The 14,405-nt window shown below is 46.6% G+C and carries 13 protein-coding genes; 5 read left to right on the forward strand and 8 right to left on the reverse strand.

The window, feature by feature from the left end:
- The first annotated feature begins 208 nt into the window (after window positions 1-208).
- Together ViNHUV68_RS02920 and ViNHUV68_RS02925 are read left to right on the forward strand one after the other, a co-directional pair.
- Entirely contained in the window at window positions 209-1,279 is a 1,071-nt protein-coding gene (locus tag ViNHUV68_RS02920) for a cellulase family glycosylhydrolase (protein ID WP_038174986.1), read from the forward strand.
- A 71-nt stretch (window positions 1,280-1,350) separates the two neighbouring features.
- Window positions 1,351-2,739 (forward strand): glycoside-pentoside-hexuronide (GPH):cation symporter, encoded by a 1,389-nt coding sequence (locus ViNHUV68_RS02925; RefSeq protein ID WP_391089234.1) that lies wholly within the window; start codon window positions 1,351-1,353, stop codon window positions 2,737-2,739.
- Between the two features lie 48 nt (window positions 2,740-2,787).
- On the opposite strand, the gene ViNHUV68_RS02930 is transcribed toward ViNHUV68_RS02925, so the two are convergent.
- Window positions 2,788-3,678 (reverse strand): LysR family transcriptional regulator, encoded by an 891-nt coding sequence (locus ViNHUV68_RS02930; protein WP_038174983.1) that lies wholly within the window; start codon window positions 3,676-3,678, stop codon window positions 2,788-2,790.
- Between the two features lie 193 nt (window positions 3,679-3,871).
- Here ViNHUV68_RS02930 and ViNHUV68_RS02935 point away from each other — a divergent pair, with 193 nt between their 5' ends.
- Entirely contained in the window at window positions 3,872-4,753 is an 882-nt protein-coding gene (locus ViNHUV68_RS02935) for an aldo/keto reductase family oxidoreductase (RefSeq protein ID WP_038174982.1), read from the forward strand.
- A gap of 61 nt (window positions 4,754-4,814) precedes the next feature.
- Here the strand turns inward: ViNHUV68_RS02935 and ViNHUV68_RS02940 are convergent, their stop codons facing one another.
- Both ViNHUV68_RS02940 and ViNHUV68_RS02945 read right to left on the reverse strand, forming a co-directional pair.
- The gene (locus ViNHUV68_RS02940) at window positions 4,815-5,813 is read right to left on the reverse strand and encodes a substrate-binding domain-containing protein (protein WP_038174981.1); all 999 of its coding nucleotides are present in this window, start codon (window positions 5,811-5,813) and stop codon (window positions 4,815-4,817) included.
- A 131-nt stretch (window positions 5,814-5,944) separates the two neighbouring features.
- Complete coding sequence (locus ViNHUV68_RS02945) at window positions 5,945-6,505, reverse strand: gamma-glutamylcyclotransferase (RefSeq protein WP_391089237.1); 561 nt, start codon at window positions 6,503-6,505, stop codon at window positions 5,945-5,947.
- Between the two features lie 241 nt (window positions 6,506-6,746).
- Here ViNHUV68_RS02945 and ViNHUV68_RS02950 point away from each other — a divergent pair, with 241 nt between their 5' ends.
- Window positions 6,747-7,931: an NnrS family protein gene (locus tag ViNHUV68_RS02950; RefSeq protein WP_391089239.1), complete on the forward strand. Its 1,185-nt coding sequence runs from the start codon at window positions 6,747-6,749 to the stop codon at window positions 7,929-7,931.
- A gap of 57 nt (window positions 7,932-7,988) precedes the next feature.
- Here ViNHUV68_RS02950 and glpD read toward each other — a convergent pair whose 3' ends face one another.
- The 4 genes from glpD to ViNHUV68_RS02970 all read right to left on the reverse strand — a co-directional run bounded on the left by glpD (window position 7,989) and on the right by ViNHUV68_RS02970 (window position 12,947).
- Window positions 7,989-9,542, reverse strand: coding sequence for a glycerol-3-phosphate dehydrogenase (gene glpD, locus ViNHUV68_RS02955; RefSeq protein WP_391089240.1), 1,554 nt, complete (start codon window positions 9,540-9,542; stop codon window positions 7,989-7,991).
- A gap of 187 nt (window positions 9,543-9,729) precedes the next feature.
- Window positions 9,730-10,497, reverse strand: a complete 768-nt coding sequence (locus tag ViNHUV68_RS02960) for a DeoR/GlpR family transcriptional regulator (protein ID WP_038174977.1) — start codon at window positions 10,495-10,497, stop codon at window positions 9,730-9,732.
- A 181-nt stretch (window positions 10,498-10,678) separates the two neighbouring features.
- Window positions 10,679-12,199, reverse strand: a complete 1,521-nt coding sequence (gene glpK / locus ViNHUV68_RS02965; protein ID WP_391089242.1) for a glycerol kinase GlpK — start codon at window positions 12,197-12,199, stop codon at window positions 10,679-10,681.
- A gap of 214 nt (window positions 12,200-12,413) precedes the next feature.
- The gene (locus ViNHUV68_RS02970; protein ID WP_391089244.1) at window positions 12,414-12,947 is read right to left on the reverse strand and encodes a TetR family transcriptional regulator; all 534 of its coding nucleotides are present in this window, start codon (window positions 12,945-12,947) and stop codon (window positions 12,414-12,416) included.
- A gap of 117 nt (window positions 12,948-13,064) precedes the next feature.
- On the opposite strand from ViNHUV68_RS02970, the gene ViNHUV68_RS02975 reads away from it, so the two are divergent.
- Window positions 13,065-13,262 (forward strand): hypothetical protein, encoded by a 198-nt coding sequence (locus ViNHUV68_RS02975; RefSeq protein ID WP_038174974.1) that lies wholly within the window; start codon window positions 13,065-13,067, stop codon window positions 13,260-13,262.
- Window positions 13,263-13,345: 83 nt separating this feature from the next.
- Here ViNHUV68_RS02975 and dapD read toward each other — a convergent pair whose 3' ends face one another.
- A complete protein-coding gene (gene dapD, locus ViNHUV68_RS02980) occupies window positions 13,346-14,377 on the reverse strand; it encodes a 2,3,4,5-tetrahydropyridine-2,6-dicarboxylate N-succinyltransferase (protein ID WP_038174972.1) in 1,032 nt (343 codons plus the stop codon).
- Between the last annotated feature and the right edge of the window lie 28 nt (window positions 14,378-14,405).

A 14,405-nucleotide genomic window follows, 5' to 3' on the forward strand; every position in this document is an offset into this window, starting at 1 on the left:
ATTTCAACCTAATTTCGTTAACTAAAGATATTAGCTAATTATCGAATTTTGATCATCTGTTAAAGATTAAGATCACAAAAGTTCGTCGCACTCATCGTATTGTTGTGATTGTTCGCACGCTTTCCCTTTTCATTCCTAGCCAACAACAGAGATTTAAATATTATTAGCTAATAATATTAGTTAATAAATTAGTTTTGAGGTAAGTAAGATGGGTAGATGGTCAGAAGACAAAACGTGGCAGTGGCAAAAACAGCACGGTTGGCTACGTGGATTTAATTACTTACCAAGGACGGCGGTTAACTGGAACGAAATGTGGCAAGCAGACAGTTTTGCGCCAGAAATCATGGAAGAAGAGTTAGCGTGGGCAAAGCAGGTGGGTTACAACACACTGCGCACCAACCTGCCGTTTATTGTTTGGCAAGCAGACCGTGATGGTTTGCACGCTCGCATCGACCACTTTTTAGATATCTGTGAGCGTAACGATATCAAGGTGATGATGACACCGATGGATGACTGTGGATTCTCAGGCGACCATCCCTTCCTTGGCGAGCAAAAAGCGCCAGTTCCCGATCTGCATAATAGCCAGGCCGCTGCGAGCCCTGGTCGAAATGTGGTGATGGATAAATCGCAGTGGGGTGAAGTTGAAGCTTATATTCGCGATATCATCTCGAGCTACCAAAATGACTCACGCATCGTGATTTGGGATCTCTACAATGAGCCAACCAACCGGATGATTTTCACCACCACTGGTGAATTGGCATATGACCAAGAGATGGAAACATTCAGCCATGAGTTGATGGAAAAAGCTTTTGAATGGGCACGTGATGTGAACCCAACTCAGCCATTAACCGTCGGTGCATGGCATTGCCCTAGCATTCTTGACCGCAGCTTACCTATTTTTGAGCATCCGACTGATCGCCGAGCAATGGAACTGTCTGACATTATTACCTTCCACGCTTACTTACCGATTGATCTATTCCATAAAGCATTGGAAGTGGTAGAGGCGCACAACCGGCCGATGATGTGTACCGAGTGGTTAGCGCGTCACGCCCAGTCTCATCTTCATGAACAACTGCCACTGTTCAAACAGAAAAATATTGGCTGCTACCAGTGGGGGCTAGTTAAAGGTAAAACCCAGACTCACCTGCCTTGGCCAGAAATTAAACGCAATGATGAAAATTATGCCAGTCAGTGGTTCCACGACCTGCTGGATGAGCAAGGGCAACCCTATGATCCGAGCGAAGTGCAGTTAATCAAAACACTCGCAGAAGTGGATTAATTGCTTGTGAGCCGGCCTAAAGACATAGGTCGGCAGCCAATCTATAATCAATTTAATTGAGACGTGAACTTATGACTACTCTACGCAACAGATTAACCAACAAGGAGCTGATGTCTTACTTCGGCTACGGGGTAGGCCAGTGCTTTAGCTTTGGCCTGGTCGGCTCCTTTATTCTTTACTTTTACACCGATATTTTAGGCATTTCTCCGATTGCGGCGAGTGGTATCTTTTTGATTGCGCGTGTCTGGGATGCGGTCAACGATCCGCTTATCGCAGGCTACATGGATACGTTGGAATCACGCTTTGGTAAATTCCGCCCTTACATGCTGTTTACTCCGTTCTTAATCGTGCTAGTAACGATTGCTTCGTTTTATAGTATCGATGCGGACATGTCGACTAAGGTGATGTACGCGGGTATTACTTACATCTTATGGGGAACGTTGTATACCATCTCGGATGTGCCGTTTTGGTCAATGTCTTCAGTGATGACCGATGAACCGCAAGAGCGTGCTAAGGCGGCAACCTGTGCCATGTTGGGCGTCAATGCGGGTATCGGTGCGACTTTGGTTATCTTCCCAAAACTGAGCGCCTTTTTTGCCGATGGCCGCACCGATCAAGGTTATCTACCCGCGGTAATCGTACTCATGATTGCTGGTTTATTGTTCATGCTTAACGGTTTCTATCACACTAAGGAGCGCATCTCGACGGCCAACTGTGAAAAAGTCACGCTTAAGCAGACCTTCCAAGCTGTACGCAAGAACAAGCCGCTGTTCTTTATCTTGGCGGCATTCTTTATGAATGTGTTCTTTAACCTTGTTAATGGCATGTACATTTTCTTTTTCACCTACAACATGGGCGATGCAGGGCTGGTCTCGGTCATCGGTACCATTACTTTGGTCAGTGCGATTGCATGTTTAGCGACGCCAATGCTCACTAAGCGTTTTAAGAAACGTGATATTTTCATCGCCTTATGTGTGCTCGAAGTTATTGCTCGTATCGGCTTCTACTTGACTGGTTATGACAATCCAACCACGGTGATGATCTGGCTGGCGGTGATTACCGCGATCTTTATGATGACCAATCCGCTTATTTCAGCAATGATCGCAGATACGGTTGAGTACTCTTACTATCACAGTGGCAAGCGTACCGCGGCAATTACTTTCTCTGGTCAAACCTTTACTGGCAAATTGTCGGTCGCGGTTGCTGGTGGCTTGACGGGGGTTATTTTAACGACGATTGGCTATGTGCCTAACGTTGAGCAAACTGACACTGTACTGAGCGGAATGTTTTTCTGTATTGCATTGCTACCAGCATTGGGGGCGATAGTACGTATCTTTATTATGTCTCGTTACACCTTTACTGAAGATCAACATGCCATTTTGCGAGAAAAACTGCAGCGCGGTGAATTTGCTGAAGGCGTGGATGTTGAGCCGACTAAACCTCAACAAGTCATGAGCTAATCTGAATTAGCCATTAAGCCCGCGCACTGTTCGCGGGCTTTTTTCGTTCTAGCTGCGGGCAAACCATTGCTGAACGAAATCAACAAACGCCATCATTTTAGTACTGCGGCGCAGCTGAGGCGGGAAAATCAGATAGATTTGGCTTTGCGCCAGTTGGTAGTCAGGTAATAAGCGCACTAAACGCCCACTTTCTAGCGCAGGGGTGACCAAATAACAAGGCATTTTGATGATACCTTGGCCTTGTTCCGCCGCCTTGAGTAGCAGTAGGTTATCGCTGATATAGAGATTACCACTTGTCTCGACATTGATAATGTGTTGCTGCGCTTCAAATTGCCAATGACGTAAATGAGGGTCAGATAAGCAGTTGTGCGAGACTAACTGATTAGGGTGGCTCGGAGCCCCATACTTGGCGATGTATTGTGGCGAGGCACAGCAAAGATGCTGATAGGGCATCAACTTTTTGGCCACCATATTTTCAGGTGGTGTGTTGGTGGCGCGAATAGCTAAATCGAAAGGGCTTTTGGTCAAGTCTTGACGGTTGTAGCCAATGTCTAAGTCGAATTCTATTTGTGGATGCAGTGCTTGAAACTCGGCGCAAATATCGATCAGAAAACGGTGACTAAAAATGGTTGGGGCGGTAATACTCAGTAGCCCACTGACATCACTTTTGGTGTGCTCTAACTCTTTCTCCAGCTCCACAATTGAGGCATTAATGATGTGCATTTTTGCCAGTATTTTTTCACCAGCAGCCGTCAAACGTACGCTGCGCGTTGAGCGTATCAATAGGCTCGTGTTTAACTCTTGTTCCAATTGATTGATTTGCGAAGAGAGATAACTTCGTGAGATGCCCAAAGTATCCGCTGCTTTAGAAAAACTCAGTTGTTTCGCCACTTCACCAAAAAGCGTGTAGCGCTCGAAACGTTTGTGTTTTTTATGCATGGGGAAATCTCAATAGAAGGCGGATTGCCTGAGTATATCGTTCAATATAGAAAATTAAACCTGATAAATTGTGCTCTATAACGAATTATCTTTTCGCCTTGATGTGTTTAATTACCTTATAAGGAGTGAGTATACTGAGGTTAAGTCACTGGCGCGTTATCAGACGACGGCAGAATCACTAAAGGGTTTCATTATGCAAAAATCACATCCGGTCTTTTCTCCGCTGATCCAAGGCTATTGGCGCATGGCGGAGTGGGGAATGACCACTCAGCAACAACACACGTTTCTTAAACAGCACGTTGAAATGGGGATTACCACGGTCGATCATGCCCCGGTTTATGGCCCGGACTCGGCTTGTGAGCGTATGTTTGGTGAGGTTCTCGCTCTTGATAGCAGTATGCGTGATCAGATAGAAATCGTATCAAAATGTGGTATTTATCGTGGTGAAGGTAAAACCGTTAACCACTACAATAGCAGTAAAGCGGCGATCATTGCCTCGGTTGATGAGTCGCTGTCACGTATCAACACTGATCATCTTGATGTGCTGCTGTTGCACCGCCCTGACCTACTAATGGATGCCGATGATGCCGCTGAGGCCTTTGCTGAGCTCAGTGCGGCAGGTAAGGTGAAGCACTTTGGTGTGTCTAACTTTACCCCGACTCAGTTTGAGTTATTGCAATCTCGCCTAGATCAGCCTTTGGTGACCAATCAAGTTGAAATCAACCCGGTTAACCTACAGGTGACGGAAGACGGCACTCTTGATCAGTTGCAACGCATGCGAGTCAGTCCGATGGCTTGGTCATGTTTGGCTGGCGGACGTATCTTTACTGAAAATAGTGAGCAGATGACGCGTCTACGTGAAACATTAGCTCAGGTAATGGAAGAGATTGGCGCAAGCTCAATTGACCAAGTGATCTTTGCTTGGGTGATGCGTTTACCTGCGAAGCCAGTGCCGATCATTGGCAGTGGTAACATTGAGCGTGTACGCGCAGCGGCAGGTGCTCTAGATCTTTCTCTGACTCATGAACAGTGGTATCGCATCTGGGTTGCTTCGAAAGGCCACGGCGTGGCATAAAGCCAAATGGATAATAACAAAAGGCATGAGAAATCATGCCTTTTGTTGTTTCTGCTCTTATTTAGCGTTTTTCGACTGAATTTCGTCTTACTAAGGTCGGGGTAAACATCAACGCTTCTTCATGGTTGTTTTGCTCTTTCGCCAAGCTCAATGCCAGTCGTGCAGCGCGTTCTGCCATCATCGCGATAGGATAACGAATGGTTGTCAGGCGTGGGCTGATGTAACGTGCAATCAAACCATCGTCAAAGCCGAGCATGGAAATTTGATCCGGCACCTTGATGCCATTTTCATCCAAAACAGAGAGGGCGCCTGCTGCCATGTAATCGTTATAGGCGACGACACCGGTCATCTCTAGCGACTTGGTTAGCAAATTGGTCATGGCGATTTCACCACCATCGCTATTTGGTTCACCATATTCAATATAGCTTGATGGCAGTTCAATATGATTATCTTTGAGGGCGGCCAAGTAGCCCTGTATGCGTTGGTCTGAGTCTTCAATTTGGTGCGATGAGGCAACACACGCAATCTTAGTATGACCATGACGAATCAGGTACTCAGTTGCAAGGTAGGCCCCTTTGTGGTTATCAAGTGCAATACAGCGCTCAGCCACCTGCGGGATATAGCGGTTAATAAAAACTAACCCTTTGACTTCCTTTGCATAGCTGATGAGCTCTTCATCAGACAAGCCTTTGGAATGAATCACCAGTGCATCACAGCGGTTGTTGATCAGTAATTCAATCGCTTGACGTTCTTCTTCTGCACTATGGTAACCATTGCCGATTAAGATGTGCTTACCATGTTGATGGGCAACATTGTCGACGGCTTTGACTAACGTACCGAAGAAAGGATCGGAGACATCGCCAACTAACACGCCAACGGTATTACTGCTTTGACTGACCAAAGCCTTAGCTGCCGCATTAGGGCGATAACCGAGTTTGGCCATTGCCTGAGTCACCGATGTGACGGATGCTTTGCTCGCTTTCGGCGATTTATTGATCACGCGCGAAACGGTGGCGATAGAGACGCCTGCTTCTTTGGCGACGTCTTTGATAGTGGCCATATTAACCTCGAAATTGACTGCTGTTGCTATTTAACATCGATAATGTAAATAAGGCAATTTATATAGCAGTGACGTGTGCAATTTGCGAAGTTAAACACTTGCTGTATAAGTGTTTGCAGTAGGTGTAAACGTTACCCTATTACGTCGGCAATTAGAGCGTCAATGGTCGGATGATCAGCTGGGGTGACACCTGCAAGATTGCCGTACTTAGGTTGGTGACGGTCATTTTCTAGCGGGAAATGCCAACCTACGGTGTGTTGTACAAACTGCTCGGCGAAGTGTTGCGAAATTTCTAAGCAACCTGCGAGGACAGTATCAACGTAAGTTTGCATGATGGGACTCAGCGAGCACGGGGGCTGTGGGTTATCTTTGATATAGACCCAAACTTGATCGCTAGAGCATAACGAGAGTGGCGCATCAAGTTGGTCTGGTTCAATCACCACACGATGATAACCTCGTTCACGAACATCGAACTCTAGGAGACCACGGTCACTGACTTCAAGTAGAACGCCATTGACCTGCCCTTGGCCTTTGTTGACGACCAGAGGGGACAAGATATAACTGTCATCGACTTTGCCCCAATAGCGCTTGAAACCATGGGCCGTGGCAGGCGTCGCCTGTGAGGTTTGTCCGGTAAGCTGGCGAGATGCGGAGTTCATCAAGCTGCCGTAACCAAAGATATAGTTCGCCATATTGTCTCCTTTATCGTGGCGTGCTGACTTAACGTTGTAACCTAAGCGAGCGGGTTTGCAAACCGTCGCGATGTAAATAATCATTAATGAGTCAAAATGACTTGTTAACTTTAAGTCAAAATGACTCGAATAGTCCATTGTAAAGTCGTGAACCCTTGATTGACGTAGGTTGATAAAGTGGAATGGTTCTTGCGATAGAAGAGTTTGTTTTTATTAGCTGATTTTGTTTAGGAGTCATTGAGTGCTCAATATTACTGACAACAAAGTAGAACAAGCGATAGCGCCGGTATTACGTTTAGGATTTCGACCTTTCTTTTTACTTGGCGCTATTTACGCACCGCTTTCAATCGTACTGTGGATCTGGATGCTACAGACAGGTCAGCCGGCCGCGTTAAAGGTTCCTGCCCTTTGGTGGCATGTCCATGAAATGTTGTTTGGTTTTGCCATGGCGATCGTGGTGGGCTTTGTGTTAACTGCGGTACAAAACTGGACCGGGATCAATGGGACTAAAAGCCATCGACTGGCAGGGTTGGTCGCGTTATGGATCGCGCCAAGAATATTGCTCTGGACACCAGTTCCGCTGTGGGTAACGGCCTCAATTGAAGCACTGTTTATTGCTTGTGCGGCTTATGAAGTTGGCAGTCGAGTGATTAAAGCGAAAGGGTGGCGTAATCTGTTCTTTGTACCACTGTTTTTATTGGCGATAGGCGCCAATTTCGCCAGTTATGCGACCATAAAAGGGCTGCCTCCTTTCCCCTCTAGCGCAGTTTGGCAAGCTATGTTGTGGTGGTTTACCTTATTACTCTCGGTGATGGGTGGACGCGTGATCCCTTTCTTTACTGCCAGACGATTCAATTTTGATAAAGCAAAACCTTTGGTCTGGCTAGATGCGGCCGCCAACTTCCCGCTGGTTGCGCTGTTCCTATTGAGTTTCTTCCCCATGACCTTTGCTCAGCTAGGCTCTGGACTTATGTTGTTGGCTGGTGTCGCTCATTTAGTTCGTGTGATGCGTTGGCAGCCGTGGCGCACATTAAGTGAACCTCTGGTTTGGTCTCTGCATGCTACTTATCTGTGTATTCCGCTCAGCTTGATACTCCGCGGGGCGATGTCTGATCCGTTTGCAAGTCACAACATGGTGCATTTATTTGCGATAGGGGCGTTAGGTGGAGTGATATTAGCCATGATAACTCGCGTGACAATGGGCCATACTGGTAGAGCCATTTATCAAGGACCAAACATGAGCGTTGCGTTTATGGCGATTGTGTTCGCAGCGTTAGTGCGCAGTGTCGGTGTCATTTGGTTGCCAAGTTATTGGATGGAATTGATTACATTGAGTGGTGGTTTGTGGGTACTGGCGTTTGCACTCTACCTTGCTCAGTTTGGCAAAATGCTCGTTGAGCCACGCGTGGATGGGCACCCCGGTTAAACAGTCATTGGTTTAATCAGGCTTGGAGTGACGACCAAGCCTGATTGAGTTTCCGCTTTAGCCAACTTCAGACAGTTGAACTAAAGGCTTTGCTTGTCGGCTTTCGACATATTTCGCTAGCGCTTGCTGTTCTTGCTCGCAGAGGTATAAGCCGAGCTTAGTTCGACGCCACAAAATATCTTCAACACTTACCGCCATTTCATGCTCAATAAGATAATCGATCTCACACTGATAAACTCCCTGCGCCGCCTGAGAGAACTCATTGCCAAGATCGTCTGTACAGGTTGCGCCTTTAAGCAGTTGCCAAGTATAAGTGCCAAATTGGGTCACGTAACGTAGCAGCAACGAATAGGGCATCCATGGGTAGGAGGCGTGAAGTGTGTTCGCCAATTGTTCTCGAGAGCAACTAAAATTACCACCTGGTAGTGCGTGATGAGCCGTCCAAGGCGCTCCCATATGGGGCAGATACGGCTTGAGTTTTTCAAGCGCGGCTTCACCGAGTTTACGATAGGTGGTGAGTTTACCGCCGAAGATCGATAGTAAAGGGGCTTGGTCTAGCTCTGCCTCTAATTCAAGTGTGTAGTCTCGGGTGATCGCTTGCGGTGAATCGGATTCATCATCACACAGTGGACGTACGCCGCTATAGCTCCATACCACATCTTTTGAGCTGAGCTGGGTGACGAAATGTTGATTGACGATATCAATAAGATAGTCAACCTCATCGGCTGAGATCGCAACGCTACGTGGATCGCCTTGGTATTCGACATCGGTGGTCCCAATGATCGAAAACTTATCAAGGTAAGGGATCATAAATACGATTCGGTTATCTTTATTTTGCAGGATATAAGCCTGAGGTTCGTCGTGAATGCGTGGTACAACAATATGTGAACCTTTGATCAAACGAATGTTACGCGGTGAAGCTTGCTCAAGGCCGTCATCAAAGAACTGTTTAACCCAAGGCCCTGCGGCATTGACCAATGCTTTTGCTTTACGGGTAAAGGTTTCTCCCGTGATGCCATTTTTAATCGTGACGTGCCAGCAATCACCCACTCGATGGCCATTTTCTACTCGGCAGTAATTGCGAATTTCTGCGCTGTTTTCCTGCGCGGCTAAGACATTAAGCAACACCAAGCGCGCATCATCAACCCAACAGTCTGAGTACTCAAAGCCTTTTTTCATTTCTGGCTTCAACAAACCTGACTGACTAAGGTCAATACTTTCACTGGCCGGTAATGTGGTGCGCTTACCCAAATGATCGTACAGAAACAATCCACAACGGATCATCCATGCAGGTCTTAAGAATGGACGATGAGGGAGGCGAAAACGCATCGGTTGAGCGACGTGTGGCGCTTTCATGAGCAGTACTTCACGCTCAGCGAGTGCTTCCGAAACCAAGCGAAACTCATAATGTTCTAAGTAGCGCAAGCCACCATGGATCAATTTTGAACTTGCCGAAGAGGTTGCAGAGGCAAAATCCTGTGCTTCATATAGACCGACCGATAAGCCGCGCCCAGCCGCATCCGCAGCAATACCTGCGCCATTAATGCCGCCACCGATTACGATCAAATCGAAAGTTTTATCTGTGTGTACTGCGTTAGAAGTGGTATCCATAAATTTCTTGACCTTGTAGTGAGCGAACGAGCATTTAGGAACGAATTATTATCCTATATCACCTTTCGTTTAAGATCACGATTTATTTTCGTTTTTGAGTGTTTATGTGTTTTAGGCATAAAAAAACCTCCATACGAACATGAAGGTTTTTGTTTTGTTGTCGATTGGTAATGGCTTTGTGAGTAAATTAACGCTCGACGACTTGGAAGGGAATGGATTGTTGTTTAAGAATCGATAGAATTTCTTTAGGCGGCTGTTTATCGGTAAACAGCATGTGTAGCTGAGAAATATTACCCAACTTGACCATCGCATTGCGGCCAAACTTAGAGTGGTCAACGGCAAGGAAAACACTGCGGCTATTTTCGATGATGGCTTGTTTTACGCGCACTTCATGGTAGTCAAAGTCGAGTAAGGATCCGTCAAAATCGATGCCACTAATACCCAAGATGCCAAAGTCCAACCTAAATTGCTTAATAAAATCGAGCGTGGCTTCACCAACAATGCCTCCATCACGATTGCGAACTTCACCACCGGCCAAGATCACTTTAAATTCAGGGTTGGCCAGTAATATGGCGGCGACATTGATGTTATTGGTCACCACGCGCAGTTGCTTGTGGTTCTTACTTAATGCGCGAGCAATCGCCTCTGGCGTTGTGCCTATGTCGATAAATAGTGTTGCGCCATCTGGGATGTGTTTTACCACCTCTTCGGCAATAACATCTTTTTCATTGTAGTTCATGCTCTTACGGGTATTGTAAGAGGTATTTTCAGAACTGAGTGGGATCGTCGCCCCGCCGTGGTAACGACGAATTTTGTTTTCATCCGCTAATTCATTGAGATCGCGGCGAATGGTTTGTGGGCTGACATTAAACTTTTCCACCAGTTCATCGGTACTGACATAGCCTTGTTTTTGCACCAAGGCAACAATTTGCTGGTGACGTGGGATCTGTTTCACTGATAACTCCCTGGGTAACCAGCCTCAATGCTCATTACACCAAATTCGAAAATGCTTACTGATGTTATTGTGCGCGAATTAGCGCGTTGAGAGAAGGGAGTAAAGCAAAGAATCCGCGGCAAGACGCAAAAAGAGCGCCGTTCGGCGCTGTTACAGAAAGTGAAATGTGAGCAATAGAGGATTATTCATCGTCTGCACTGTGCATTTCTGCCCAGACTTGGGTGCATTTGACGGCTCGCTTCCAGCCCTTATAGCGGCGGCGACGTTTCTCTTCGTCATGATGAGGTTTAAATGTGCGATCAAGTTGTGCTTTGTGCTTCAATTCGTCGATACTACCCCAATAGCCCACGGCGAGCCCCGCTAAATAGGCGGCTCCAAGCGCGGTCACTTCGGTTACTTTAGGTCTGACGACGTCAGTATCAAGCACATCTGACTGGAACTGCATTAAGAAGTTATTTGAGACGGCGCCGCCATCGACTCGCAAGTTGGCCAACTCGATTCCCGAGTCTGCCTGCATAGCATCGAGTACATCACGTGTTTGATAGGCGATGCTTTCTAATGTCGCGCGAATTATATGGTTCGAGCTGACGCCGCGGGTTAAGCCGACAATCGTACCACGTGCCCAGGCATCCCAATATGGAGCGCCTAATCCTGTGAACGCCGGCACCACATAGACACCATTGGACGAATCAACTTTAGTGGCAAAGTACTCTGAGTCTTTGGCGTCGGCGAGCAGTTTCATTTCGTCACGCAGCCATTGTATCGCGGCACCGCCCATAAATACGGCGCCTTCTAATGCGTAAGCGGGTTCACCGTTAGGTCCACAAGCCAGTGTGGTCAATAAGCCGTGGGTTGAGTTGACTTTCTCTTTACCAGTATTCATCAAAAGGAAACAGCCCGTACCATAAGTGTTCTTTGCCTGACCGGCCTCGACACACATTTGACCGTAAAGCGCGGCTTGCTGGTCACCAGCGATACCGGCGATTGGAATACGAGTTCCGCCTTTACCACCAATATTGGTTTGGCCATAAACTTCAGATGAACGTTTTACTTCTGGCATCATTGATGCAGGAATGCCGAGTTCATCGAGGAGTTTTTGGTCCCAGCGTAGCTCATTGATGTTAAACAGCATGGTTCGTGATGCATTAGTGTAATCGGTCACATGAACACGACCTTGAGTCATCTTCCAGACTAACCAGGTATCCACAGTGCCAAATAACAATTTACCGGCTTTGGCATCTTCGCGAGCGCCTTCGACGTTATCTAAAATCCATTTAACTTTGGTGCCAGAGAAATAAGGGTCAAGCAGTAGGCCAGTGCTTTCACGTACATATTCCTCCAAACCATTCGCTTTGAGTTCTTCACAAATCTCTGCGGTACGTCGACACTGCCACACGATGGCGTTATAGATCGGTTTACCCGTTTCTTTGTTCCAGACGATGGTTGTTTCACGTTGGTTAGTAATGCCAATCGCAGCCAGTTGATCACTGCTAATTCCTGATTTGGCGAGCACTTCAATTAAGGTTGAACTCTGAGTCGCCCAAATCTCTAAAGGATCATGCTCTACCCATCCTGAGTGAGGATAGATCTGAGTAAATTCACGTTGGGCGATACTGACAATATTGGCGTCATGATCCAGTATTACCGCACGAGAGCTTGTTGTTCCTTGGTCTAGGGCAACAATGTATTTTTGCTCAGTCATAGTAAATGTCCTTTTAAGCATCCTATGTTTATTTTAGCGAGTTAATACGATAGGAAGCCGATAAATTGTGATTGGCTGATGGCGTACATTCTCCATACTCAGGCGAATACGAAAACAATAAAACACTCAAAATGAGCGTTCGAGCATAAAAATGTCACAAAAATGTTAAACGAAATCGTTTGATTGAGGTGTCACTGGCAAGTTGGGGATGAGATTAATCGTCGCTGAGTAATAAGCGGTACTTACTTTCTAGATCATTAAGCGCGGCATCTAATTTAGGCTCGTCATGACTTAGATGAGTGATTAAAGTCATGAAATAACAGTCGAGTATAAGGGGCATTTTTTTAACAATGGTGGTGGAGAGGTCAGTGGCGTCGAATAAGTCTTGGTTAAAAGAGTGATAATAGTTCATGTCCCAGATGACTTCTTTGAGTAGTGCGCGGCTTAGATTTATATTGGCAAAATAGTAGCGGTAATAAGTGTTGGCAAATTGCATTCCCAGCTCGAGTTGGTTGTTTACAGTGCTATCTAAGCCCTGTCGAGGTTGCTCTGAGAGGCGAGTGAGTTGGCTTAGCATGCCTTCACGTAAAATCGCGAGTTTCGTTTCAAAGTGACTAAATACAGTGCCATCCGCAACACCTGCTTGTCGTGCGATCTGACGAGTTGAGGTTTCTTGATAACCCTGAGTCTCAAACAGATGCCAGGCTGCGCTTAAAATTCGCTCTCGAGTTTGCTCTCTTTTGCTCATGCTTTTCTCATCCCAAATATCAATAGGTGGATAATACCTCCGTCACTGCTTATTGACAAACTGAGCGCGATCAATTATAAATTTGAGCGCGCTCATTTTTAGTCTAGGATAAAAAACATGTCAGATTGGTTAGTAAGAGGTGTTGTGAAAGCGACGCAATGGTTAATATTTATTCCAAGCTTAATGTGCTTCTCGTATGTATTAAGACCGATACTGATGTTGGTTTTAATTCCTGGAGGCTTGGTGTTTCTGGCCGTTATTGGTGGCAAGGAAGTACGTGCAGAGCTAGTCAAAATGTTGCAGCGTATATTATGAAAATATGCGTGGCTTTAGTAATAGCTAAAAACAAAAAAGCCGAACCTGATTAGGTTCGGCTGGGTATTTGCTCTCAGGCGTGTTTAGTTATTGCTGTGTAACTCGCTGTTCAGCTCAACCGCGGTCTTGTTGGCTAAACATTCAATTTGGCCAGTCACTGAGTTACGACGGAATAGTAGGTCAGAAACGCCAGCAAGATCACGAGCTTTAACCACTTCGACTTCGTTACCTGATGAGTCGAGCATTAGAACTTTAGCACCAGCGGTGACGTAAAGGCCTGACTCAACGGTACAGCGGTCACCAAGCGGGAAGCCTAGGCCTGCGTTCGCACCTAGCAGAGAGTTCTCACCGATAGAGACAACGACAGTGCCGCCACCAGATAGGGTGCCCATGATAGAAGCGCCACCACCGATGTCAGAACCATTACCAACCACCACGCCAGCAGAAATTCGACCTTCAACCATGCTCACACCCGTGGTGCCGGCGTTGAAGTTGATGAAGCCTTCATGCATTACAGTGGTGCCTTCACCAACGTGTGCGCCAAGACGTACGCGTGAGGTATCAGCAATACGGATCCCTGCTGGGACTACGTAATCGACCATTTTCGGGAACTTATCCACACAATCGACGCTTAGAGTACGACCTGCAAGACGCGCTTCGATTTGGCGTTCAGCAAGTTCAGGCAGGTCGATTGGGCCTTCGTTAGTCCATGCGATGTTGTGCAGTAGACCGAAGATACCATCAAGTACCGTGCCGTGTGGCTTCACAAGACGATTCGAGATAAGTTGCAGTTTAAGGAAGCCTTCTGCAACCGAAGCTGGTTTTTCATCTGTTGCCAGAACAACAAGTACCAGTGGCTGCGCAGATTGCGCGGCTTTTGCTGCGAAAGAGGCGTTGGCTGCATCGCCATTTGCTTCGAATGCTGTTGCTAGCTCTGCACTTTGTGCTGCTGAGATCTCGATAGCTTGGTTGCCTTGCTCGTAACCCGAAATTTTTGCTACCGCGTCAACAAGAGCATCCGTTGGGTTAAGGACTGGGTTTGGAAAAAATGCTTCGATGATTTTTTCATCGCGATTTTTGGTCGCGCTACCAAAGGCGAGAGAAAAGTAAGCCATGTTAAATCTCCATGTTATGTTTGCTGAG

It is taken from the genome of Vibrio sp. NH-UV-68 (genome assembly GCF_042940635.1).
GTDB lineage: Bacteria > Pseudomonadota > Gammaproteobacteria > Enterobacterales > Vibrionaceae > Vibrio > Vibrio pacinii.